Here is a 22,471-nt window from a genome sequence, read left to right as displayed (position 1 = left end):
GTATTGAAACCTCTCAGTTAATAGGCGTTGGCTTAGTCGGGACATGGGTCACATTGCTGGGCAAAACACCCAAGCGACGTGCAACCTCGGTATAGGCGTCTGACAAGCTGCCAAGATCCTTACGGAACACGTCTTTGTCCAACCGCTGTCCCGTTTCCACATCCCATAAACGGCAACTGTCCGGTGAAATTTCATCCGCCAATGCCAAGCGCTGAAAATCACCATCCCAGAGGCGACCAAATTCAAGTTTGAAGTCAATCAGTTTGATCCCAACACCGTGCATCAGACCAGACATATAGTCATTCACACGCAGCGCCATGCTGACGATATCGTCCAAATCTTGTTGTGATGCCCAGCCGAACGCTATGATGTACTCCTCTGGCACCAAAGGATCGCCCAGGCTGTCGTCCTTATAGGAAAACTCTACAATCGGGCGCGGCAGTGGTGTACCCTCTTCCATGCCCATCCGTTTTGCCATCGAACCGGCAGCAATATTGCGCACAATCACCTCAAGCGGGACGATTTCCACCTGACGGATCAACTGTTCACGCATGTTCAGGCGTTTGATGAAATGCGTAGGAATTCCAATACCTTGCAAGCCGGTCATAAAGAACTCGGACAAGCGATTGTTCAAAACGCCCTTGCCCTCGATCACGGCCTTCTTTTCTGCGTTATACGCCGTCGCATCATCTTTGAAGTATTGAACAAACGTCCCCGGCTCCGGCCCCTCATAAAGGATTTTTGCCTTGCCTTCGTAGATCATCTTGCGACGTGCCATATCCGCCTCTTTCCCCATCAGCGCCAGCAGCGGCGCAACCTTGGCCGCCTCATACGACACCCATCCCTTGTGGGCAAGCACTAGCGTTTCCATATCAATTGTAGAGTGTAGTTACCGGAAAGGATGCTGAAATGAGTGGCATGAAAGACCGCGAAAACGCTTTCGAGAACAAATTTGTCCATGACGCAGAGACCCAGTTCAAAATTGAATCCCTACGTAACCGCTTGCTGGGCCAATGGGCGGCGCAATTGATGGGGAAATCCGGGTCAGAAATCGAAGACTACGCCCGCGAGGTGATCAAAGCCGATTTTGCAGAGCCCGGCGACGAGGATGTGTTTCGCAAAGTGCATGGCGATCTAAACGGTCGTGCGGATCAGAAAACCGTTCGTTCGAAAATGGCCGAACTGCTCTCTGAAGCCCGAGATCAGATCACAAGCACGTAGCTCCGAGCTCAAACTGAGGAAAACTCATAAACTTCATGATAATTATGAATTTGCCAATAAAATAGTGTGAGCGCATAGGATGGGTCATTCTCCCTCCTCTTAAGGCGCACAAAATGACCGAAAACCCGCTCTCCAAGCTCCTGCTTCTTCGCGATTGGCTTCTAGCCGATGGCGCAACGGGCACGAACCTCTTCAACACGGGGCTCGAATCCGGCGACGCGCCAGAGTTTTGGAACGTGGATCATCCTGAAAAGATCACAGCACTCTACAAAGGGTCGGTCGACGCTGGAAGCGATTTGTTTCTGACGAATACCTTCGGCGGCAACGCGTCTCGCCTCAAGCTGCACGGGGGTGAGGCCCGTGTACATGAATTGAACAAAGCTGGTGCCGAGATTGGCCGCGAAGTGGCTGATCAATCGGGCCGTCCCATCATTGTCGCTGGGTCTGTCGGCCCAACGGGCGAGATCATGGCCCCCATGGGCAGTCTCACGCATGAAATCGCGGTTGAGATGTTCCACGAACAGGCCGAGGGCCTCAAAGCTGGAGGCGCCGATGTTTTATGGGTCGAGACCATCAGTGCGATTGAAGAATTCCGTGCAGCTGCCGAGGCCTTCGCTTTGGCAGACATGCCGTGGTGCGGCACCATGAGTTTTGACACAGCTGGCCGCACAATGATGGGCTTAACCTCCAAAGACATGACCAAGCAGGTTGGCAAAATCGACAACGCACCAGTCGCGTTTGGGGCTAACTGCGGTGTTGGCGCGTCTGACCTCCTCAGAACCGTCATCGGGTTCAAAAAAGCGGGTGCCAATATCCCAGTCATTGCCAAGGGCAATGCTGGCATTCCAAAGTATCACGATGGTCATATCCACTACGACGGAACGCCTGAATTGATGGCAGATTACGCCGTCCTTGCACGCGACTGTGGCGCTACGATTATCGGTGGTTGCTGTGGCACAACGCCCGACCACCTACGCGCCATGCGAGAAGCTCTCGAAACGCGACCAAGAGGCGAAACGCCATCGCTTGATCAGATCACAACTGCGCTTGGCGGGTTCTCTTCGGAGTCAGATGGAACTGATGATAAAGCGCCGAAGCGCCCGGCTCGGCGTGGGCGGCGGCGCGGGTAGTCCCTGACCTGCGCTGCCAGCCCTTAATTCCGCTTGCCCCGCCGCAAGAATCCAGTAAACACATTCCCACGTCGGGCTATGGCGCAGCCTGGTAGCGCGTCCGTCTGGGGGACGGAAGGTCGCAGGTTCAAGTCCTGCTAGCCCGACCAGCAACACCGCCCGTTTGCGTAATTCACGCAGCGGGCGTTTTGCTATGATGCGACTGGGGGAAGATCCATGACCAACGGCGTTTTGGCCGATCACCAAATCCGCGATCTGATCGCCTCCGGCGCTATTTCGGCCACGCAGAACATCGCAGAAGGCCAAATACAACCCGCCTCCCTCGATCTACGTCTCGACGACGTCGCCTACCGCGTAAGAGCCTCTTTCCTCGCTGGTCCCAATCGAACCGTCGGCGAACGCCTCGCAGACTTTCAAATGCACGCGGTTGAACTCGAAGGCGGTGCCGTGCTAGAAAAAGGATGCGTCTATGTCGTTCCTCTGATGGAACGACTGTCGCTTCCCAATGGCATGACAGCCGCCGCCAGCGCGAAATCCTCCATCGGCCGCCTCGACCTACTGACCCGCATTATCACCGACCGCGGGGAAGAGTTTGACCGCGTGCCCGATGGCTATGACGGCCCGCTCTATGTCGAGATTTGCCCGCGCTCCTTCAGCGTCGTGGCGACACCTGGGCAGATGCTGAACCAAATCATCTTTCGGCAGGGTAAAACCTTTATGGATGATGACGCATTGCGCGCCCTTCACGCTCAAACGCCGATCGTCGACACAGATCCCGTCATCTCTGACGGTCTTGGCTTCTCGGTCGACCTCAAACCGTCCGAAGGCACCCTCGTCGGCTATCGCGCCAAACCCCATACGGGCGTCATCGACCTGCGCAATCTGGGCCATTACGACCCATCCGAATATTGGGAAGAGGTTCACACCGACCAAGGCTGGATCATCCTCGATCCCGGCGCGTTTTACATCCTCGTCAGCCGCGAAGCGATTGTGATCCCGCCGATGCAAGCCGCCGAAATGGCGCCCTATCTTGCCATGGTCGGCGAATTCCGCGTCCACTACGCGGGCTTCTTTGACCCCGGCTTTGGTTATGCCGACGCGGGCGGTGCAGGCTCTCGCGGTGTGCTAGAAGTTCGGTGCCACGAAGCGCCGTTCGTCTTGGAACACGGCCAGATTGTCGGTCGCTTGGTTTATGAGCACATGGCCGCCATGCCCGATGCGCTCTATGGGCGCGAGATCAAGTCGAACTACCAAGGGCAAGGTTTGAAGCTGTCGAAGCACTTTAGGTCAGACTAAAGCGCCCACAGAAACGCCCATTTAAAACTTCATAAACCGTCTCGCTTGCCGCATTCCGCGTTGCCCATTCCGCATCGCTTGGCGCGAGGCTTTGGCCTGTGCGCGTTCTTCGGCGGTCATCTCGGAAGGGTCTTTGCCCCCACGCGATAACATATCCATTCCGGCCCCCATGCCCCAACGGGTCAAAACGCGTGTTACAATTCGTGTGAGTTGCTCTGCACTCATTATTCTTCCTCTTCTGGTGAAGGCGTGAACATGTCTGGTGTATCGTCGTCTTCTTCGTCGTCGATGTCCAAAGTGGCCCCCGGCAGCGGACGGTTTTCAAGCAATCCTGCAGCACGTAATTCCTTCAGCCCCGGCAAGTCGCGCGCGTTTTCTAATCCGAAATGGTCAAGGAAATCTTGAGTTACGACGAAAGTCACCGGACGCCCCGGCGTCATCCGCCTGCGGCCAAACCTGATCCACTCTAATTCGATCAACTGATCTACAGTGCCACGGCTCACGCTCACACCGCGGATTTCCTCAATCTCTGCACGCGTCACCGGCTGGTGATAGGCCACAATCGCCAAGGTCTCGACCGCCGCGCGAGACAGCTTGCGCACCTCAACGGTTTCTTTCTGCATCAAAAAGCCAAGATCTCCAGCCGTCCGAATGGCCCAAGCATCACCCACACGAACCACCTGCACCCCGCGCCCGTCGTACCGTTTGCGCAAGTATTGCAACGCCTCGGCCGGATCCGACCCGTGCGGCATTCGGCCCATCAGCTCTTTCACCGTCACCGGCTCCGCACTGGCAAAAAGGATCGCTTCGACCATGCGCTCTTGCTCTCCCATTGGGGGGGCTTCGAACAGGCTTTCTTCTTGGGTGTCAGACATCGCGAGGATCCCTCTTTCGAATTTGTATCGGCGCGAATGTATCGCCTTGGCGCAGCTCAACCTTGCCCTCTTTTGCCAATTCCAAAGTGGCGGCAAAGGTCGCAGCCGTTGCGGTACGCCTGCGGGTCGGATCAGTTTCCCAGCCTTCAGGCAGATAGCTCGTTAAATCTGTCCAATCGCCCGCAAAACCGATCATTTTACGCATCCGCCCCAAGGCTTCTTCCATCGTCATGACTTGGTCGCGGTCCATGACAAAGGGGCGGAATTCATCCTTGGTCCGAATGCGCGCATAGCCCTGCATCAGATCAAGCAACGTCGCCGTATACGTTACTTTGCGCGTGCGCTGCACATCTTCGGTAATCCCGCGCGCAAAGAAATCCCGGCCCAACTGATCCCGCGCCATTAACTGTGCCGCTGCTTTGCGCATCGCCTCCAACCGCTCAAGTTGGAACGCAAGATGGGCGGCAAGTTCCTCGCCCGATGGCCCTTCTTCGGTCGGATCAGGCGGCAACAAAAGCCGCGATTTCAAAAACGCCAACCAAGCTGCCATCACCAAGTAATCAGCGGCCAGCTCCAACCGCAGCTGTTTCGCCTTTTCGACGAAAGCAAGATACTGTTCTGCCAAGGCAAGGATCGAAATCTGGCGCAAGTCCACCTTTTGCGTCCGGCTCAACATCAACAGCAGATCAAGCGGACCTTCGAAAGCTCCAACGTCAACGATCAACGCCTCTGCCGCCATGCGGTCAGCGACGCTAATGACGTCTTCCTGAAACTCTTCGCTCATGCTCGATTGGCCTTTATGCCAGAAGGCTTTCAAGTTCAGCCGCAGCGGCGGAAATGTCAATTGGCGATGGGTCTTGCCGAGCCATCAACGCAACATCGGCACGCACCATACCATTGACCCGCATCGGCCCTGCTCCGGCCGCAACTTGGATCATCTCTTTGGTGACGCCGTTACAATGCAAGATGATGTCACAGCCCGCCGTCATCGCTGCCTCAGCCCGATCTTTGATCGTGCCGGAAAGCGCGCCCATTGAGATATCGTCTGTCATCAACAACCCGTCAAAACCGATTTCCTTACGGATCAAACGAATAACGGTTGGAGAGGTCGTGGCAGGGTTCTGGGGATCAATCGCCTCATAGACGATATGCGCCGTCATCCCCATCGCGATGTCTTTCAAAGCTTCAAAGGTCTTGAAATCTCTCCGCGTCAGAACGCTCCGCGTAGCGTCAACACGTGGGAGATCTGTGTGGCTGTCGACATGGGCGCGACCATAGCCAGGAATATGCTTCAAGACGGGAAGAACACCTTGCATCTTGAATGCCTCGGCACAAACGCGCGCGGCTTGAACAACGGTATCAACGTCATCGCCGTAAAGACGGTTCGCCAAAACCAGATGCGTGTTCTCTTCCAAAACATCCGCCAACGGCGCGCAATTCACGTCGATCCCAACAGCGCGAAGCTCCTCTGCGATCAAGCGGTTGCGCAGCAATTGGGCCTTCATCGGTTCCCGTGCTTGCCGCATTTGATCCAAGGCTGGCAAGTACTCACGCCAATGCGGCGCGCGCATCCGTTGAACGCGTCCACCTTCTTGGTCGATTAGAATAGGCGCGTGCCACCCAACAGTTTCACGCAACTCAGACGTTAGCGCGCGCACCTGCTCTGGATCGTCAATGTTGCGGGCAAACAGGATGAACCCCCAAGGGTCGGCATCCCGAAAGAACCATTTCTCATAGCGATTGAGCCGCAGGCCTTTCGGAGCAAAGATATATGCCCCGCTCGACATTTAACGGATCACCACCGGAATACATTCCGCATTGCCCGCTTCAAGAGCGGCGCAGAACCGGCGCGCGTCGGTCAGGTCATCAAACCCCATAGCACGCAGGCGGTAGAAGGTCGACGAACCGCGTTCAGCCACTTGGATCACGCGCTCTTTGCTTACCAAATAGTCGCCAAAGCGGCCCTGCAGATTGGCCCAGACCTCGGCTGCATCTTGCGGCGTTGGAAAAGCGCCAAGCTGTACGAGTTTCGTGCCAACGGGCAATTCGGTCGCGAGAACCGAGACTTCGCTGTTGTTCGGCCCCGTGTTTGCAGACGCCGACGCTAAGGCAGCGGCCACAGCTTCATCAACCTGCGCACTTGCGGAAACCGGCACTGACAAACTCACTGGACGCACAAATGGGCGAAGTGATGTGGACACACCCGGCACGGACGCTGCGATAACCTCCACCTCTGGTTCGGCTGGAACAGCCTCTTCCGCAGCCGCAACTTCCGGCTCTACGGGGGCGTCAATCGGCTCCACACCAGTCGCCAACCTGTCCGCCAAAGCCAGAATCTCGTCAGCACTCATTGGGGCCTGCTCTTCAGGCAATGTCTCGGTCAAAGATACCTCAACTGCGGCGGTGTCATCCTCAACCGGCGCAACCTCGCCAGCTTCAGCAGTCGGCTGCACGGCCAAATCTTCCTCAGCAAGCTGCTGCGTCCGTGGGGCCAACAAAAGTGTATCTTCGAAACCTGCAGCCTCACCTTCTGCCGCAACTGCATTCACAGCCAAACCAGTGTGTGCCGCAACTTCTCCACCAGGATTGTCAGGCGCCACGCGCATGTCGCCTTCGACAGCGCGCACAACAGGAATGCCGGACACATCCCGTTTGATCAATTCATATCCCCAAAAGCCAATGCCAACCATCAGCGCCAGCGAACACGCCGCACCCGCATAGTTCACCAATGAAGTTGCACGTTGGGAAAAGGGCTGCGCCCCATCGTCATAAACCGCCATCTCTGCCTCATTCCGCTTGGACCGTTTTCGGCCTCTTTGGGATCTGCTTGGACCGGCAGTTCGTGCGTTAGCGCATCTCTTCCGCCGGCGTTACGCCCAAAATACCCAAGCCCGATGCAATAACAAGCTGTACCGCACGGATCAGCGCGATTTTTGCTTGTGTTGTGGCAATGTCACCCGTCTGCACAAAGCGCAGCGATGGATCATCGTTGCCCTTGTTCCACAAACCATGGAATTCTGACGCCAAATCATAAAGATAGAACGCGATCCGATGCGGTTCATGCCCTTTTGCGGCGATCTCGATCAGACGCGGCCATTCGGCGAGCTTCTTCGCAAGGGCGATGTCAGCATCATGGGTGATCGCTGACAATTCAGCACCCTGCAGATTCGCATCGCTGACATCAAAGCCCTCATCCCGCGCTTTGCGCAGAACCGAGTTCACCCGCGCGTGCCCGTATTGGACGTAGAAGACAGGGTTATCCTTGGATTGCTCCGTCACCTTGTCGAAGTCGAAATCAAGCGGCGCATCGTTTTTGCGGGTTAGCATATGGAACCGCGTCACATCCGCGCCAACCTGCTCCACCACATCGCGTAGAGTAATAAACGTCCCTGCCCGTTTTGACATTTTGAACGGCTCGCCGTTCTTATAGAGCTTGACCAACTGCGTCAGTTTAATGTCGAGTGGCACTCTTTCATCGGACAAGGCCGCAACAGCTGCCTTCATCCGTTTCACATAGCCGCCATGGTCCGCGCCAAAGACGTCGATCAACTGGTCAAAGCCACGTTCAACCTTGTCGTAGTGATAGGCAATGTCCGGCGCGAAATAGGTCCACGCCCCGTCTGATTTCTGGACTGGCCGATCCACGTCATCGCCATACTCAGTGGATTTGAACAATGTCTGCTCACGCGGTTCCCAATCTTCAGGCACTTTGCCCTTTGGCGGCTCAAGCACGCCTTCATAGATCAGCCCTTTGTCCTTGAGCGATTGGATGGCGTCTTCGATCCGGCCAGTTCCGTAGAGCGATTTTTCCGAGAAAAACATATCCATCTTGATGCCAAGCTGGGCCAAGTCATCGCGGATCAGGTCCATCATGGCCTCAGTTGCGTACTCGCGGATCTCTTCCAGCCAGAACTGTTCGCCTTTGTCGACGAACTTATCACCAACCTTGTCTTTCAGCGCCAGACCAACAGGGATCAGATAGTCGCCGGGATATGTACCATCTTCAAACGCCACCTCTTGCCCATGCGCTTCCAAGTAGCGCAGGTACACAGACCGGGCGAGCACATCGACCTGCGCACCGCCATCGTTGATGTAATACTCCCGCGTCACATCGAAACCGGCGTAGTCCAGCAGGCTCGCCAAAGCGTCACCAAACACCGCACCGCGCGTGTGACCCACATGTAAAGGCCCCGTCGGGTTGGCGGAGACATATTCCACCATCATCTTCTGACCCTGCCCCATCGCAGACCGGCCATAGCCATCCTGAGTTAGAGCCGCCGAAATCACCCCGTGCCACTGCGTTGCTGCAAGCCGCAGATTGATGAAGCCGGGCCCCGCCACATCAGCGCTCGTCACCGCGTCATCCGCCGCCAGTTTCGAGGCAAGACCTTCGGCGATTTGGCGTGGGTTCATCTTGGCAGGTTTCGCCAAAACCATCGCCGCGTTCGTCGCCATATCCCCATGCAACGGATCGCGCGGCGGTTCAACCGTCACGGCGGCGGTGTTCAACCCGTCCGGCAATGCACCTTCAGCCACCATCGCATCGATGGCTGCCACAACAGTTGCGCGAAGATCAGCAAAGAGGTTCATATTTCATATCCATAGAAAAGCTCGCCGTCCCATGTATCACCTTGCTGCGGCGGGTCAACAGAGGCACGTACACCGACCCTTTAGGCCGCTTCAACTTCAGTCTTGGGCCTCAGCGAAACGATGCGAACATCCGGCGCGCCTTTGACGTCGTCATCAGACTGGACAAACCGGATCACCCCTTTGGGATCAATCCGCGCAAAAACATGCGCCTCGGGGTTCTCCGCCCGCCACTGGTCGGCTGTATATTCTTCAGTCAAACGCGTCGCGCCAAAACCCCAGCCTTGTCGGATCAAAGCGTTGATCTCTCGATCTGTCATCTCTGGCCCAAAACCCTTGCCGCCTAGTGTTGTTGGCAGATGATGCCGTGCACTGTCCGAGGTATCTCGCATCACCTGAAACACATTGTCCCGCCCAAACTCCGGCGCGAGGTCTGTTGCGACCAACGTATTGTAAGCGTCATTGTCGGTCGCAGCCACGATTGTAGTGTAGCTCACCAATTCCAACCGATGCTCCGCCGCTTCAGATAAAATATCCCCCGAAAACGTCTCAATCCCTGCCGTACGGGCGGTACGCAAGTTGCCAAAGTTTGGATCGGTCATCAGCACAGGCACGTCAGACTTCTGCAAAACCTCAGCAAAGGCCGTCGTCCATGGTCGACCTCCAACCAAAATCACTCCCGGAATGTCCGATCCTGTCAGCCCCAATGCCCTCGCAAATGGGGCCAAGGTGAACCCATGCAAAACGACGGTGAAGGCCACCAAGACAAAGGCCAGCGGCGCGATCAACGCCGCATCTTCGAATCCCAATGCGAACAACCGTTCACCGAAAAGCCCAGCGACCGCGACAAGAACAACACCACGCGGGCCAGTGAAGGCGACGAGGATTTGCTCCTTATACGGAATGCCTGACCCGGTTAGTGAGACCAACACTGTGATCGGCCTAGCCAGCAACACCATCGCCAAAACGAAAGCAACAGCGCGCCAATTCAGCTGGGCCAATGCGGAAAACTCGATGTTCGCGGCCAAAAGGATAAAGACACCCGACACCAACAAGATCGTCGCGTGTTCTTTGAACCGCAATAACTCGCCATAGCTCGGCAAATTGCTATTCGCGATCACGATGCCCATGATCGTAACCGCCAAAAGCCCACTTTCATGCAGAACGAAATCCGAAAGAGCGAAGACCGCCAAAAGAACCACAAACAGCACCGGAACCTTCATATATTCCGGCACCCAACCCTCACGGAATGACCGCGCAATGCCGTAGCCGCCAATGAAACCAAGAGCGGTGGCCACGCTGATGCCAATCACAAAGCTCCAAATCGCCTCGCCCAAGGTCGTCGATGCCGTCAGCACCAAAACCACACTGAACGCCAGCACTGCAGCCAAGGCACCGATGGGATCGTTAACGATGGCCTCCCATTGCAAAAGCGCGGCCGGTCGTTTTGAAAGCCGCGCCGTTCGCAGCAAAGGCGCGATCACTGTCGGTCCTGTCACAATCATGATCCCACCGAAGACCACCGAGGATTCCCAGTTTAGCCCCGCAACGTAATGAAGCGCCAAGGCTGATGTGAGCCAGCCAAGCGGCGCACCGACAAAGACCAGTCGTTTCACGCCTTTCACCGCATCCTGTAGCGAATGGAAATTGAGCGTGAGCCCCCCTTCAAACAGGATGATCGCCACTGCGATGGAGATCATTGGCGACATCAAAGGGCCAATGTCCCGTTCCGGATCGAAAACGCCCGCCACCGGACCGATCAAAATACCCGCCAGCAACATCAAGACGATCGCAGGCATTCGCAGCCGGAACGCCAGCCATTGCGATCCAACGCCCAAAACGCCGACAAGCGCAAAGGCCATCACTGGTTGAAGCGCATCGCTCGCTGTTTCAAGTGCCATCAGTTACTCCCGGCGGTACGGGCGTCCCCCCAATCAGACGCTTGTGTTCTTGGATCGCAAACCGATCAGTCATTCCAGCAATATAATCAGAAACGATCCGCGCCAAAGCAGTTTCGCTCCCCGCGCAGGCCACATCTTTGCGCCATTGCTTTGGCAATTCCTCGGGGTTTTCCATGAAAAACGGGAAAAGCTCATCGATCATATGCGTGACCGCCTCGCGCATCTCGATCACGACGGGGGCACGGTACATACGGGTGAAGAGAAACTTGCGGATGACCTTCAGGTCTTCCCAAAGTTCTGGTGTGAACTGCACCATCATCCGACCCGCATGGCGCACGTCATGTACACTCGCTGGACCAAGCTCCGCCAATTTGCGGCGGCTGACGACAATAACGTCCTCCACCAAAATACCAAAGAACCGGCGTAACGCCTCGTGCCGACGGCGATAGTAATTGAGGCCCGGATACTTGCGATCCACTTCCGCAAAGCAATCTTGCAAAATCGGCATCTCTGCCAATTCATCGGTGCTAAACAACTCCGCCCGCAAACCATCATGCAGGTCATGATTGTTGTAGGCAATGTCATCCGCCAAGGCCGCCGCTTGCGCCTCCGCACTGGCGTGGGTGTTCAACTCCAAATCATGCCGCTCGTTATAAAGCGCTAAGGCATATGGGATGTCACCTGTCACCGGCCCATTGTGCTTAGCAATGCCTTCCAAGGTTTCCCACGTCAGGTTCAGCCCGTCCCATTCGGCATAGTGTCGTTCCAACGATGTCACGATCCGCAGAGCCTGCGCGTTGTGGTCAAACCCGCCATAGGGCTGCATCAGACGGTCCAGCGCGTCTTCTCCTGTGTGCCCGAACGGTGTGTGGCCCAAGTCATGCGCCAAGGCGACGGCCTCGGTCAGCTCTACGTTCAACTCCAACGCCGCCGCCACGGTTCGCGCAACTTGAGCCACCTCAATTGAGTGTGTAAGACGGGTGCGAAAGTAGTCGCCCTCATGTTCAATAAAAACTTGGGTCTTATGCTTCAGCCGCCGAAACGCGCTTGCATGAATGATACGATCCCGATCCCGTTGGAACGGGGATCGAAAGAGGGATTCCTCTTCAGGAAATAACCGACCGCGCACATTGCTCGGATCGGTCGCATAAGGCGCTGCCATGCCCTTGCCTGCCTTGTCGTCTTTGCCTGCTGCCCTTATATATGGGTTCGAACCCGACGAATAGGTCTTTAAAATGCTCACCCTTCCCCCCAAAGTGACCGAACGCGCATTTGAGCGTCTGGCCGAGATTGGTGCTTCCGATCAAGGCAAAGCCCTACGGGTCGCAGTCGAAGGCGGCGGGTGTTCTGGCTTCCAGTATGAGATTGATCTCGATGACGTCAAAGATGGAGACTTGGTGCTGGAAGGCGCGGGAGAGAAAGTCGTCATTGATGATGTGTCTTTGCCGTTCCTGACCGAAGCTGTGATTGACTTCACCGAAGAACTGATTGGCGCGCGGTTTGTGATCAACAACCCGAATGCGACCAGTTCTTGCGGCTGCGGGACTAGTTTTTCGATTTGACCTAATCCAATCCTAGTTTTCATCGAAAGTCTGAAACGCACTATGCCTAGGAATCTTAAAACTGTTCTGTTTCACGCGCTTTGCTTATGGGGTCTAACGTTCCTAGGTGGCTTCGTTGTCGGATTTTATGGTGGTCTAACTGGTCAGCAAATGTCCATTCAGGCCATTGGTGTCGCTAACATTGTGATAATCTTCGCCGGTGTCTAATACTATTGCTTGATCAAACGCGTGAGCTGGCGCCATTTCGCTCAAGTATTTGTTGCTCTATTTTTGTTCAGCTTGCTCAACGTCGTATTATTTGGTGTTTTTCTTTGCCAAGTAATCATCGGAACGATGATCATCGCCGTTGTAGGCACAGTCGCTAAGGTATTTGCAGATCTGGTTTCCAAAAAAGACGATAAATCCGTTTAGACAAAAACTGATTTACCTAAAGCTTGCGTTCTGACACGTTGCAACGTGCAAACCACTTTGAACACTCACATGAAAATCACCACCCTACGCATTTACCAGACAGACCTACCCTATGTGGGAGGCACTTATGGCTAGGGCGCGGGCAACGAGATCTCCGTTGCCAAGGCCTCCGTCGTTGTGATTGAAACCGACGCAGGCATCACGGGTTGTGGCGAATTCACACCCTGCGGCGAGAATTACATGGTCGCGCATTCGCAGGGTGTCGCAGCCACCGCAAAACTCCTTGCACCCGTTCTCATAGGTCAAGACCCACGCCAGATCGACGCGATTGACTACGCGATGGACCACGCCGTCCAAGGCCACAGATACGCAAAATCACCCATTATCGCGGCTTGCTATGACATTCTGGGCAAAGCTCTGGAGGTGCCGGTCTGGATGCTGATCGGCGGCAAACTCACCGATGGGGCGCCGATGTACCGCGTGGCCCCTCAGGAATCCGTCGAAGAAACCAAGGCCGAACTCAATCAACACCGCGCTGCGGGCTATCGTCAGTTTCAGGTCAAAGTTGGCGCAGATTGGGAGGTCGACATCGACCGCATACGCAGTACAGTCCCGCTGCTACAAAAGGGCGAAAAGGCGACGGCAGATGCGAACCAAGGTTGGCGGGTCGACAGTGTAATACGCGTCGCCAATGCCACCAAAGACCTCGACTACATCCTTGAACAGCCCTGCCACACCTACGAGGAATGCCAACAGGTGCGTCGCCATGTCAGCTAGCCAATGAAGCTCGACGAATGCGTCACGGGAATGCGCGCGGCACAGCGCATTGTTCAGGACCAAGGGGCGGAAATCTGCTGTCTCAAGATCTCAAACCTCAGCGGCCTCGCCAAAGCGCGGCGCGTGCGCGATTTCCTCATCGCAAATCGCATTCCTGTTGTGTCGGAGGATACGTGGGGCGGCGAGATTACGTCCTCCGCCGTGGCCCATTTCGCGGCCTCAACGCCCGAAGACTACCTCATCAATTCCACTGACCTGCACAACTACAACACCCGCTCAACCGGCATCGGCGGGCCGACTGTCAAAGATGGGAAGCTCTTCGCGACAGACACGCCCAGACTGGGCGTGGAACCGGATTACTATAGCATCGGTGATCCCGTTGCAATTTATCGCTAATCGCCCGAACTCCGAATTCACTCCACTAAACCTCGCCTCCGGATCGCCCGCGATACGGTTCGCGCCCGATCCCGTCCCCCAGGGCGGGCGCGAATGAACTACGTAAGAAAAAATTTGCAACCTAAGCACTTTGCGGCACATTCGGTGCAAACACAGAGCCGCCCTCGGGCTCGGGCGCAAACCTACTGTCGCGCAGCAACTGAAAACACACGTACTACGTTTCTAAGGAACTAAGTCGACTTGGCAGCGCTGTTCCGCGGCATCTTGGTAATCCCATAAGCTTTGCGCGCCGTTACCAGCCGCAAATCCTCTGGGTCCATGCCCAAACTCAACATCGTCTCGCGGTCATAGCGCTGACGCGCCACATCGGCGTCATGCTTTGTGCCGAACAAACGATCGATCCACCCCATACCAAAACTGACATGATAGGTCGCATGATGATCTTGATAATGATGCGCCAAATGGCTCCTGGTGATCCGCTGCGCAATCCGGCCCTTTGGAACATTCAAATGCGCAATCGTGTGGCAGTATTCGTAGAAGGTGAACGCCCCAATTGACCCCACAAAGATCGCAACGACCGCGAACAAAGCCGCGTTGGTCACCCCGATTAACGGCCACAGCGCAAGCGTATGCACCACAACGGACACCAAGCCGAACCTCACAGCGAACCAATGGTCATCGCCGGTGAAGAACTCAGGATCCGTGGGGAATTCATGATGCCCAATGTGCGACCGATACAGGTCATTGAACACACCCTGATCGGTCGGCGGCTCCCGATGATACAGGAACCGGTGCATGCAGTACTCGACAAAAAACTGGGCAACGACACCATAGCCCAAAGCGATCAACATCCACGCTTCAAACTGCGCGAATAGAACAACCAAACCGATCAGAAAGAACGGTGCCAGTCGATGCAAACCGCCCATATGCATCAAAACGCGCAGGGTTGGAATCATGGTTTTCTCCTTTCACCCAACGTAACTCGAAGCAGTTTAAATCGCCAAGCCGGACGTCGCGGCAAATCTCAGAAGGCTTCGCCCTTGCGCACAGCCTCTTCGACATCCGCTACATCAGCGCCCGACAATCCATAGACCTCTTGTGCCGTATTCGCCGAAATATAGCCCCGCGCCAAATCACGCTTCACCAACTCCGCAGATCGTTCTTTCGGATCGCCGTAGCCAGCGCCACCGGGAAACGCCATGACAACTTTCCGACCATGGGGCACGAACTGCTTGCCCTTCACAGTCATCGCCCTGCCATCATCCTGCGCGATTTCGGTGGCCGCACCCCCCTGCCCGCCACGACGCCCGCGGGCCGGATGATCGCGCCGGTCAAACATCGCTTGAATGTCAAACTCATGCCCTTCCATAGCACCGACTTCCATGTGCTGCCCAAGACCACCCCGCATCTTGCCCGCGCCACCGCTGCCTTCGCGCAGCTCTTTGCGCCAGATGATCACAGGGCCTGCGTGCTCCGTCGCCTCAATCGGCATCGTCATCACACCAGAAGGAAACGCCGTCGCATTCAACCCGTCAAACTCAGGCCGCGCGCCCGAGCCGCCAGAGTTAAACGTTAACACCTCTGACCGCCGCGCATCCTCTGGTGCCGGCCCATCGGTCCGAGGCCGCAAAGACACTTGGAAGTTACACAAACACCCCGCGCCTTCAGCTGGCACCAACAATGGTACAATCTTGTCAAAAGCATCAAACACCGCGTCCGGCACGAAATGCCCAACGATATGGCGCAAGGCCACTGGGGCCGGATGCACCGCATTCACGATCGTGCCTTCGGGCGCCACTACCTCAAACGGTGCGAGAGAGGCAGCGTTGTTAGGAATTTCCGGTGCAATGGCAACTTTCAGGGCATAGCAAGCATAGGCCTTGGTATAGACCAACGGGCAGTTGATGCCTTTCTCATCGACTCCTGTTGTGCCCTCAAAATCAGTGACAATCCGATCCCCTTCAACCGAGACCTTCACCTGCAACGTAATCGGCCGATCAAACCCGTCCATCGTCATTGATCCTGTGGCCGAGGTCTGAGGCAAGGCGGCGATCCGCTCCAAAGTGGCCTTGCGAGAGTTGGTTAGGATGAACTCCGCGATCCCCTCCAAATTCTCAAGTCCAAACTCTTCCATCATGTCGATTAAGCGACGATGCCCAATCTCATTACAGGTCGCGAGCGCATAGACATCCCCAATCAACTGATCCGGCTCACGCACGTTGCCGCGAATGATCCGCACCAAAGTGTCATCGACCTCTCCCCGATCCGCAAATTTCATGATCGGGATATACAGCCCTTCTTCATAAACACTGTGCGCATCGGCTCCAAACCCGCGTCCGCCAATGTCGACGATGTGCGCCGTGCAGGCAAGAAAGCCAACCAAAGAACCCTTATGAAAGGACGGCGTGACCATGGTGATGTCATGCAAATGGCCCGTGCCCTCCCACGGGTCGTTGGTGATATAGACATCGCCTTCGAACATATTCTCGCGCCCAATGCGGCAAATGAAATGCGCCACCGCATCGGCCATCGCGTTCACGTGTCCGGGCGTCCCCGTCACCGCCTGCGCGAGCATGTTGCCATGCAGGTCATAAACCCCCGCCGACAAATCCCCCGCCTCGCGCACAGACGTCGAAAAAGCCGTGCGCACCAAAGCCTGGGCTTGTTCCTCAACCACCGAAATCAAGCGGTTCCACATCACCTGATAGGCCACTGTCGAATGTGTCTGAGCCATGACCTTATCCCTTCTTCACAACATCAATGCAGCCATCGGGCTGACGGATTGCCTTGCGGCTGGCAGGGACAATGATCGTGGTTTCATCTTCCGTGATCGCAACCGGTCCCTGCGCAACAGCGCCTGTTACCATGCCATCCCGTAGCACTACGTCCGCGTCGAGATAAGCGCCCTCTGCCGCATCAAAGACAGGGCGTTGACCTTCTGCCGAAGCAACACCGCCGCCTCTCTCCACATCAATCAAATCAACCTGTTCTTGCGGCGTTGTCGCGTTGACTGACCACACAGTAATCTCAATATCCATACCTGCGACTGGGCGACCAAAGAGCTTGGTATAATCCTCTTCAAACCGCGACTCAAAGACCGACACATCAGGTTTCATCGCCTGCGCTTCGGTCAGTGAAATGGGGATTTCCCAACCCTGCCCCGTGTAGCGCATATAGACCTTGAACTCGCTCAGTATCTCCGGCTCAGCGTCACAGGTCCGCACAAAGCCTGTCGCCTCCTCCCGCAACTCGGTCAGCAAAGCTTTGATGACCTCGGGGTCAAAATCGCTCAGCTTCATATAGACCGACCGATTGGCCTCAAAACTGAACGTCGCGCGCAAAAATCCAATCGCTGATCCAACACCCGCCCCGGGGGGCACAATCAACCGATCCACGCCAAGCTTTTCGCAAAGCCGCCCCGCATGAAGCGGCGCCGCGCCACCAAAAGCAATCATCGTATATTCGCTCAGGTCCTCGCCATTCTCCACCGCGTGAACCCGCGCCGCATTGGCCATATTCTCATCCACAACCTCAGCCACACCATGCGCCGCCTCCACGGCTTCCATATCCAGTTGATCCCCCACATGCGCCGCCAAGGCCGCACGGGAGTTATCTGGATGCAATTGGATCGACCCACCGGCAAAATTATCTGGATCAAGCTTACCCAAAACCAGATCAGCATCCGTCACGCCGGGCCGGTCGCCGCCACGGCCATAACAAGCAGGCCCAGGTTCAGACCCCGCGCTTTCTGGACCAACACGGATTTGGTTCAGCGCATCCACATGCGCAAGCGATCCTCCACCGGCCCCAATCTCCACCATATCGATCACAGGAATCGAAATCGGCATCCCCGACCCTTTCTTGAACCGATAGGTTCGCGCCACCTCAAACACACGGCTGGTTTTAGGCGTCTGATCTTTGATCAAACAAATCTTCGCAGTTGTGCCGCCCATGTCAAAGGACAAAACCTTATCTAACCCGTAGCGTGCTGCGATATGGGCCGCAAAAACCGCCCCGCCCGCCGGACCGGATTCGACCAAACGCACCGGAAAATCCGAGGCATTCTGGATTGAAATAATCCCACCGCCAGAGTGCATCAGGAAGATGCGACAGGTCACGCCTTCCCCGGCCAATCGCGCTTCAAGCCGACCTAGATAAGAACTCATCAACGGCTTGATGTAGGCATTGGCGACAACTGTGTTGAACCGTTCATATTCGCGCATCTGCGGGGAAACTTCGGAAGAGATCGAAACCGAGACGTCCGGTAAGCGCGCCTGCAAAATATCGCGCACCATCTGTTCGTGCTTTGGGTTCAAATAGGAATGGATCAACCCAATCGCGACGGAGGTGAACCCCGCCTCCTCAATCTGATCGACAACGCGCTCGACCTCGGCAGGATCAAGATCAATCATGATCTCACCCTTGGCGTTCACACGCTCTTGAACCGTGAACCGCATCTGACGCGGCAACAATGGCTCCGGCAGGGTCAGGTTCAGATCGTATTGCTCAAACCGAGATTCGGTCCGCATCTCGATCACATCACGAAATCCTTGCGTCGTGATCAGCGCCGTTTTCGCCCCGCGCCGCTCGATCAATGCATTGGTTGCCAGCGTCGTGCCGTGAATGATCTGCTCAATCGCAGACGGCTCAATCGCACAAAGCGCACAAACCTGACGCATCCCATCAATGATCGCATCCTCAGGCGCGCCGTATGTGGTCAGAACTTTGGTCGAAAACACCTCTCCGTGTTTTTCCAACACTACATCGGTGAAGGTTCCGCCAATATCGACGCCCATGCGAATAGATGCGGATTTCATGGCTGCCCTCTTAATGATCACATGACATTGCCACTCAACACCAAAACCGCACCAGCAATCAAATCGATTAAATTTCTGCAGTTGATCAATTTTTATGATGCAGCAAAAACCTCTGCGGCCACCTCAGCCGCCTGCCCCACAAACCGAGCCGCCCGATCCGCATGGTAACGCGCATAGAACTCCAATTCCGGCGGCGCCCAATCCACCTGAATCAGACGCAATTCACCACGACTTACATCCCCCTGCACCAGAGGACACGGCAGCAATGCGACGCCAACCCCTTCATGCAGCATCGGCAAACACGCCGATAAGGCACTCGAATGCACAATCTGTCCCACATCCAGCCCGCGTTCCCGCGCCATATCGTGCAAAGCAAGACCCGCCTGGGTCTCTCGCGCATGTGTCATCACTGGCTGTTCAAAGAGCTGCTCCACGGTCTTTCGAACACGCGCTTGCGCAGCGCCCTCCACTCGCTCAACCCACACATAAGGCACACGGCCTAGGGCGATTTGCGCACTCACTTTTCTCGAAAACGGCAAATTTTGAAGCGCGAGGTCCAATAGCCCCGCCCCTAACAAATCATCGATCTTGGCCGACAAATCGACCTGCAGCTCAATCTTCAACTGCGGATATTCAGCCCGAAGGCGTTTCAGAAACGGCTGCAACCACGTGCAAGCAACCAATTCCGTCACGCCAAGCCGCAACCGCTCGGTCACACTGTCCCTGCGCCCCGCCGCTTCCAACAGCGCCTCACCGGCCCACAAAACCTCTCGCGCGTTATCCAAAAGCGCCTCACCTTCCGCTGTCAGACGCACCGATCCTGCATCCCTTTGCAAAAGCGTCGCGCCCAGCGTCGCTTCCAACGCGGCGATCCGCGCGGAGATATTCGGCTGCGTGGTCCCCAGAACCTCAGCCGCCGCGCGAAACGTCCCCAAATCAACCACGAAAGCAAAAGCTTCGAGCTGTTTCAGGGTAAACCGGCTTTTTATCATATCTTCACCAACGATAAATTTGACTAATCAAACGTGCCTTATCCGAGTCCCCAAAGCAATGCGAACTTGAGCTTCCCAATCGCTTCCGTCACAACGGATGCCAAAGGGGATGAGCCATGAAAATTGCGACCTTCAATATCAACGGCGTCAAAGCCCGTATCGGCGCGCTAACCGACTGGCTCAATGAAAGCCAACCCGACGTCGCCGTGCTACAAGAGATCAAATCGGTTGATGAAGCCTTCCCCCGTGAACATTTCGAAGACCTTGGCTATCGCGTGGAAACCCACGGGCAAAAGGGCTTCAACGGCGTCGCGATTTTTTCCAAACTCCCGCTTGAGGACGTCACTCGCGGCCTGCCGGGCGACGAGAGCGATGAACAAGCCCGCTGGATCGAAGCCACCGTGATGGGTGATACACCGGTGCGCGTTTGCGGCCTTTACCTCCCCAATGGCAACCCCGCCCCAGGCCCGAAATACGACTACAAACTTGCGTGGATGGAGCGCCTGAAAGCCCGCGCCGAAGCCCTCCTCGCCGAAGAACAACCCGCCTTGATGTGCGGCGACTACAACATCATCCCACAGGCCGAAGACGCCAAACGCCCTGAGGCTTGGACCGAAGATGCGCTGTATCGAATGGAGAGCCGCGAAAGCTATCGCCGTATCCTGAACCTGGGCTTTACCGAAGCGTTCCGCGCCACCACCCACGGTGACGGGCATTATTCTTTTTGGGACTACCAAGCCGGCGCATGGGATCGCAACGACGGCATCCGCATCGACCACTTTCTGCTCACCCCTCAATGCGCCGATCTGCTCAACTCCTGTTGGATCGAAGCAGAGGTCAGAGGCCGTGAAAGACCGTCCGATCACGTCCCCGTCTGGGTCGACCTCGCCGCATAAGCCATTCTTGCTTTACAACGGAAACCCGTCTAGACCGCCTCACAGGTCGACAGGACACCTAGACGCTGCCAGCCCATCAGGGCCACGCTAAACCTGTCATTCAAACGTTCGGACCGTCATCCCATGACGCTTCGGTCGACAAGGGCAGCTCTCGACCCCATCCATGCGTCTGAATGGAGAGATACATGACCCGGTCCCCCCTTCCCCTCGTGATCGAGGACGTGTCTGCCTTTGCGCAGACCCTACGAAAACACTGGCCCACTGAAGAGCCGAGCCACGCTCAACTCCTGAGCTTGATTGCGAAGTCAGCAGGCTATCGCAATCATCAGCATCTCAAAGCTGAGGTCCAAGCAGACCCCGACCTGTCGAAGGAGGCAGAGCGTCGTATCCATGACGCGTTGCGCGTCTTCGACGATACTGGGCAGATGTTGCGTTGGCCCAAGAAAACCTCCGTCCAAGCCCTCTGCATGGCGTGGTTTTGGAGCCGGTTACCCTCAAAGACCGATCTGTCGGAGCCTCAGGTGAATGACATCCTACGAAGTGCTGAACGCTTCGGCGATCACGTCCTGCTGCGCCGATCTTTGATCGAGCATAAGCTTGTCACCCGAACACTCGACGGTGCCACCTACCGGCGGATTGAACAAAGCCCCTCGCCGGAGGCGCGCCAGGTCATTCGAGTGCTATCCGAACGCGTTCTTCGGTCACAGGCCAACCCAGATAATGCAGGCACCCGCCCTGCGTTTGGCGAGGCTCTCTAACTCTAGGCATTAACGTCCCTCAAAAACAGCTGGTCGCTTTTCTAGGAAGGCGACCACGCCCTCTTTGAAGTCACGGGTCTTGCCGCACTTCCCCTGCAATTTCGCTTCCAGCGCCAATTGCCCATCAAGATCATTATCGTAAGCCGCATGAAGCGCGTCTTTCACGTACCGGTAAGTCTCCGTCGGCCCTTGCGCCAGTTGGGCTGCGCGTGCCTGCCAATGCCGTGCAAATTCCTCTGCCGGTGCGGTCTCGTAGATCATGCCCCAATCAGCCGCTTGCTTCGCGCTCACTTTATCCGCAAAAAGCGATGCGCCCATGGCCCGCGCCATGCCAATCTGGCGCGGCAGCATCCACGTGCCGCCTGCATCAGGGATCAGACCGATACGCGTAAAGGCTTGCACAAAATACGCATCCTCGCTCGCGATCACCACATCCGCAGCCAATGCAAGGTTTGCCCCTGCTCCCGCCGCAGGGCCGTTCACAGCGCTGATCGTCGGAATTTTACAGTCGAAAATGGCCTTCAACATCGGCACATATTCATCCCGCAAGGTCCGCTCCAAATCCAACCGCGCGGCGTTTCCCCCGTCGCCCAAATCCTGACCAGAACAGAACGCCTTGCCGCGGCCGGTGATCACCAGCACCCGCGCCTCTTGCTCGGCTGCTTTCACCGCATGGGTAATCTCTGCACGCATCTGCGTATTCAATGCGTTCATCACCTCCGCCCGGTTCAACGTAATAACGCCGACACCGGTGCGGTTGACGTAAGAAATGGCCTGATACTGCATGAAATGGGTCCCTTCGGTAATCTTACGCTCAATCTAGTGAACCGGTCAGTTTAGAAAACCCCTACA

General features: G+C 56.2%; 20 protein-coding genes, 1 tRNA gene and 1 pseudogene. 8 read left to right on the top strand and 14 right to left on the bottom strand.

Annotated elements, in window-relative coordinates; all coding sequences use genetic code 11:
• Positions 1-13: 13 nt before the first annotated feature.
• Positions 14-778: a phosphoribosylaminoimidazolesuccinocarboxamide synthase gene (gene purC, locus BUA85_RS02430; protein ID WP_072900372.1), complete on the bottom strand. Its 765-nt coding sequence runs from the start codon at positions 776-778 to the stop codon at positions 14-16.
• 131 nt (positions 779-909) lie between these two features.
• Here purC and BUA85_RS02425 point away from each other — a divergent pair, with 131 nt between their 5' ends.
• The 4 genes from BUA85_RS02425 to BUA85_RS02410 all read left to right on the top strand — a co-directional run bounded on the left by BUA85_RS02425 (position 910) and on the right by BUA85_RS02410 (position 3,647).
• Positions 910-1,221 carry a DUF1476 domain-containing protein gene (locus tag BUA85_RS02425; RefSeq protein WP_072899019.1) on the top strand — a complete coding sequence of 104 codons (312 nt, stop codon included), beginning with the start codon at positions 910-912 and terminating at the stop codon, positions 1,219-1,221.
• 113 nt (positions 1,222-1,334) lie between these two features.
• On the top strand, positions 1,335-2,351 hold the full coding sequence (gene bmt / locus BUA85_RS02420; protein WP_072899018.1) for a betaine--homocysteine S-methyltransferase: 1,017 nt from the start codon (positions 1,335-1,337) through the stop codon (positions 2,349-2,351).
• Between the two features lie 72 nt (positions 2,352-2,423).
• Positions 2,424-2,500 (top strand) — tRNA-Pro (locus BUA85_RS02415).
• A gap of 67 nt (positions 2,501-2,567) precedes the next feature.
• On the top strand, positions 2,568-3,647 hold the full coding sequence (locus tag BUA85_RS02410) for a 2'-deoxycytidine 5'-triphosphate deaminase (protein WP_072899017.1): 1,080 nt from the start codon (positions 2,568-2,570) through the stop codon (positions 3,645-3,647).
• Positions 3,648-3,668: 21 nt separating this feature from the next.
• On the opposite strand, the gene BUA85_RS16660 is transcribed toward BUA85_RS02410, so the two are convergent.
• The 8 genes from BUA85_RS16660 to BUA85_RS02375 form a co-directional block, all read right to left on the bottom strand.
• Positions 3,669-3,872 carry a hypothetical protein gene (locus BUA85_RS16660; protein ID WP_131802755.1) on the bottom strand — a complete coding sequence of 68 codons (204 nt, stop codon included), beginning with the start codon at positions 3,870-3,872 and terminating at the stop codon, positions 3,669-3,671.
• Positions 3,872-4,522: an SMC-Scp complex subunit ScpB gene (scpB, locus tag BUA85_RS02405; protein ID WP_072899015.1), complete on the bottom strand. Its 651-nt coding sequence runs from the start codon at positions 4,520-4,522 to the stop codon at positions 3,872-3,874. The genes BUA85_RS16660 and scpB overlap by 1 nt, the downstream gene beginning before the upstream one ends.
• Complete coding sequence (locus BUA85_RS02400) at positions 4,515-5,306, bottom strand: segregation and condensation protein A (RefSeq protein WP_072899013.1); 792 nt, start codon at positions 5,304-5,306, stop codon at positions 4,515-4,517. Before BUA85_RS02400 ends, scpB begins: the two co-directional genes overlap by 8 nt.
• 13 nt (positions 5,307-5,319) lie before the next feature.
• Positions 5,320-6,309: a glycoside hydrolase family 3 N-terminal domain-containing protein gene (locus BUA85_RS02395; RefSeq protein WP_072899011.1), complete on the bottom strand. Its 990-nt coding sequence runs from the start codon at positions 6,307-6,309 to the stop codon at positions 5,320-5,322.
• The gene (locus tag BUA85_RS02390; RefSeq protein WP_072899009.1) at positions 6,310-7,302 is read right to left on the bottom strand and encodes an SPOR domain-containing protein; all 993 of its coding nucleotides are present in this window, start codon (positions 7,300-7,302) and stop codon (positions 6,310-6,312) included. It lies immediately after the preceding gene.
• 67 nt (positions 7,303-7,369) lie between these two features.
• Entirely contained in the window at positions 7,370-9,112 is a 1,743-nt protein-coding gene (gene argS / locus BUA85_RS02385) for an arginine--tRNA ligase (RefSeq protein ID WP_072899007.1), read from the bottom strand.
• An 80-nt stretch (positions 9,113-9,192) separates the two neighbouring features.
• Positions 9,193-11,010 (bottom strand): cation:proton antiporter, encoded by a 1,818-nt coding sequence (locus tag BUA85_RS02380; protein WP_072899005.1) that lies wholly within the window; start codon positions 11,008-11,010, stop codon positions 9,193-9,195.
• Positions 11,000-12,172, bottom strand: coding sequence for a deoxyguanosinetriphosphate triphosphohydrolase (locus BUA85_RS02375; RefSeq protein ID WP_072899003.1), 1,173 nt, complete (start codon positions 12,170-12,172; stop codon positions 11,000-11,002). The genes BUA85_RS02380 and BUA85_RS02375 overlap by 11 nt, the downstream gene beginning before the upstream one ends.
• Positions 12,173-12,245: 73 nt before the next feature.
• On the opposite strand from BUA85_RS02375, the gene BUA85_RS02370 reads away from it, so the two are divergent.
• The gene (locus BUA85_RS02370; protein ID WP_072899001.1) at positions 12,246-12,572 is read left to right on the top strand and encodes a HesB/IscA family protein; all 327 of its coding nucleotides are present in this window, start codon (positions 12,246-12,248) and stop codon (positions 12,570-12,572) included.
• A gap of 561 nt (positions 12,573-13,133) precedes the next feature.
• Positions 13,134-14,156, top strand: a pseudogene (locus tag BUA85_RS02360) (mandelate racemase/muconate lactonizing enzyme family protein).
• A 230-nt stretch (positions 14,157-14,386) separates the two neighbouring features.
• On the opposite strand, the gene BUA85_RS02355 reads toward BUA85_RS02360, so the two are convergent.
• From BUA85_RS02355 to BUA85_RS02340, 4 genes are all read right to left on the bottom strand, one after another.
• Entirely contained in the window at positions 14,387-15,112 is a 726-nt protein-coding gene (locus BUA85_RS02355; protein WP_072898997.1) for a sterol desaturase family protein, read from the bottom strand.
• Between the two features lie 68 nt (positions 15,113-15,180).
• Complete coding sequence (locus BUA85_RS02350; protein ID WP_072898995.1) at positions 15,181-16,890, bottom strand: hydantoinase B/oxoprolinase family protein; 1,710 nt, start codon at positions 16,888-16,890, stop codon at positions 15,181-15,183.
• Positions 16,891-16,894: 4 nt separating this feature from the next.
• Complete coding sequence (locus BUA85_RS02345; RefSeq protein ID WP_072898993.1) at positions 16,895-18,973, bottom strand: hydantoinase/oxoprolinase family protein; 2,079 nt, start codon at positions 18,971-18,973, stop codon at positions 16,895-16,897.
• Between the two features lie 92 nt (positions 18,974-19,065).
• Positions 19,066-19,965, bottom strand: coding sequence for a LysR family transcriptional regulator (locus tag BUA85_RS02340; protein ID WP_072898991.1), 900 nt, complete (start codon positions 19,963-19,965; stop codon positions 19,066-19,068).
• Between the two features lie 116 nt (positions 19,966-20,081).
• Between BUA85_RS02340 and xth the strand changes: the two genes are divergently transcribed.
• On the top strand, positions 20,082-20,861 hold the full coding sequence (gene xth / locus BUA85_RS02335; protein ID WP_072898989.1) for an exodeoxyribonuclease III: 780 nt from the start codon (positions 20,082-20,084) through the stop codon (positions 20,859-20,861).
• 185 nt (positions 20,862-21,046) lie between these two features.
• On the top strand, positions 21,047-21,619 hold the full coding sequence (locus tag BUA85_RS02330; protein ID WP_072898988.1) for a DUF2087 domain-containing protein: 573 nt from the start codon (positions 21,047-21,049) through the stop codon (positions 21,617-21,619).
• A 9-nt stretch (positions 21,620-21,628) separates the two neighbouring features.
• On the opposite strand, the gene BUA85_RS02325 is transcribed toward BUA85_RS02330, so the two are convergent.
• Positions 21,629-22,405 carry an enoyl-CoA hydratase-related protein gene (locus BUA85_RS02325; RefSeq protein ID WP_072898987.1) on the bottom strand — a complete coding sequence of 259 codons (777 nt, stop codon included), beginning with the start codon at positions 22,403-22,405 and terminating at the stop codon, positions 21,629-21,631.
• Positions 22,406-22,471 lie beyond the last annotated feature (66 nt).

The sequence above is a fragment of the Cognatiyoonia sediminum genome (genome assembly GCF_900129845.1).
Taxonomy (GTDB): domain Bacteria; phylum Pseudomonadota; class Alphaproteobacteria; order Rhodobacterales; family Rhodobacteraceae; genus Cognatiyoonia; species Cognatiyoonia sediminum.
The sequence above is the reverse complement of the archived record's forward strand: the minus strand, read 5'-3'. Positions and strand labels throughout refer to the sequence as shown.

What these genes read in the sequence shown, in the direction of transcription:
- purC (WP_072900372.1), bottom strand. Translation starts at nt 778, where the DNA reads ATGGCACGTCGCAAGATGATCTACGAAGGCAAGGCAAAAATCCTTTAT.
- BUA85_RS02425 (WP_072899019.1), top strand. Translation starts at nt 910, where the DNA reads ATGAGTGGCATGAAAGACCGCGAAAACGCTTTCGAGAACAAATTTGTC.
- bmt (WP_072899018.1), top strand. Translation starts at nt 1,335, where the DNA reads ATGACCGAAAACCCGCTCTCCAAGCTCCTGCTTCTTCGCGATTGGCTT.
- BUA85_RS02410 (WP_072899017.1), top strand. Translation starts at nt 2,568, where the DNA reads ATGACCAACGGCGTTTTGGCCGATCACCAAATCCGCGATCTGATCGCC.
- BUA85_RS16660 (WP_131802755.1), bottom strand. Translation starts at nt 3,872, where the DNA reads ATGAGTGCAGAGCAACTCACACGAATTGTAACACGCGTTTTGACCCGT.
- scpB (WP_072899015.1), bottom strand. Translation starts at nt 4,522, where the DNA reads ATGTCTGACACCCAAGAAGAAAGCCTGTTCGAAGCCCCCCCAATGGGA.
- BUA85_RS02400 (WP_072899013.1), bottom strand. Translation starts at nt 5,306, where the DNA reads ATGAGCGAAGAGTTTCAGGAAGACGTCATTAGCGTCGCTGACCGCATG.
- BUA85_RS02395 (WP_072899011.1), bottom strand. Translation starts at nt 6,309, where the DNA reads ATGTCGAGCGGGGCATATATCTTTGCTCCGAAAGGCCTGCGGCTCAAT.
- BUA85_RS02390 (WP_072899009.1), bottom strand. Translation starts at nt 7,302, where the DNA reads ATGGCGGTTTATGACGATGGGGCGCAGCCCTTTTCCCAACGTGCAACT.
- argS (WP_072899007.1), bottom strand. Translation starts at nt 9,112, where the DNA reads ATGAACCTCTTTGCTGATCTTCGCGCAACTGTTGTGGCAGCCATCGAT.
- BUA85_RS02380 (WP_072899005.1), bottom strand. Translation starts at nt 11,010, where the DNA reads ATGGCACTTGAAACAGCGAGCGATGCGCTTCAACCAGTGATGGCCTTT.
- BUA85_RS02375 (WP_072899003.1), bottom strand. Translation starts at nt 12,172, where the DNA reads ATGGCAGCGCCTTATGCGACCGATCCGAGCAATGTGCGCGGTCGGTTA.
- BUA85_RS02370 (WP_072899001.1), top strand. Translation starts at nt 12,246, where the DNA reads ATGCTCACCCTTCCCCCCAAAGTGACCGAACGCGCATTTGAGCGTCTG.
- BUA85_RS02355 (WP_072898997.1), bottom strand. Translation starts at nt 15,112, where the DNA reads ATGATTCCAACCCTGCGCGTTTTGATGCATATGGGCGGTTTGCATCGA.
- BUA85_RS02350 (WP_072898995.1), bottom strand. Translation starts at nt 16,890, where the DNA reads ATGGCTCAGACACATTCGACAGTGGCCTATCAGGTGATGTGGAACCGC.
- BUA85_RS02345 (WP_072898993.1), bottom strand. Translation starts at nt 18,973, where the DNA reads ATGAAATCCGCATCTATTCGCATGGGCGTCGATATTGGCGGAACCTTC.
- BUA85_RS02340 (WP_072898991.1), bottom strand. Translation starts at nt 19,965, where the DNA reads ATGATAAAAAGCCGGTTTACCCTGAAACAGCTCGAAGCTTTTGCTTTC.
- xth (WP_072898989.1), top strand. Translation starts at nt 20,082, where the DNA reads ATGAAAATTGCGACCTTCAATATCAACGGCGTCAAAGCCCGTATCGGC.
- BUA85_RS02330 (WP_072898988.1), top strand. Translation starts at nt 21,047, where the DNA reads ATGACCCGGTCCCCCCTTCCCCTCGTGATCGAGGACGTGTCTGCCTTT.
- BUA85_RS02325 (WP_072898987.1), bottom strand. Translation starts at nt 22,405, where the DNA reads ATGCAGTATCAGGCCATTTCTTACGTCAACCGCACCGGTGTCGGCGTT.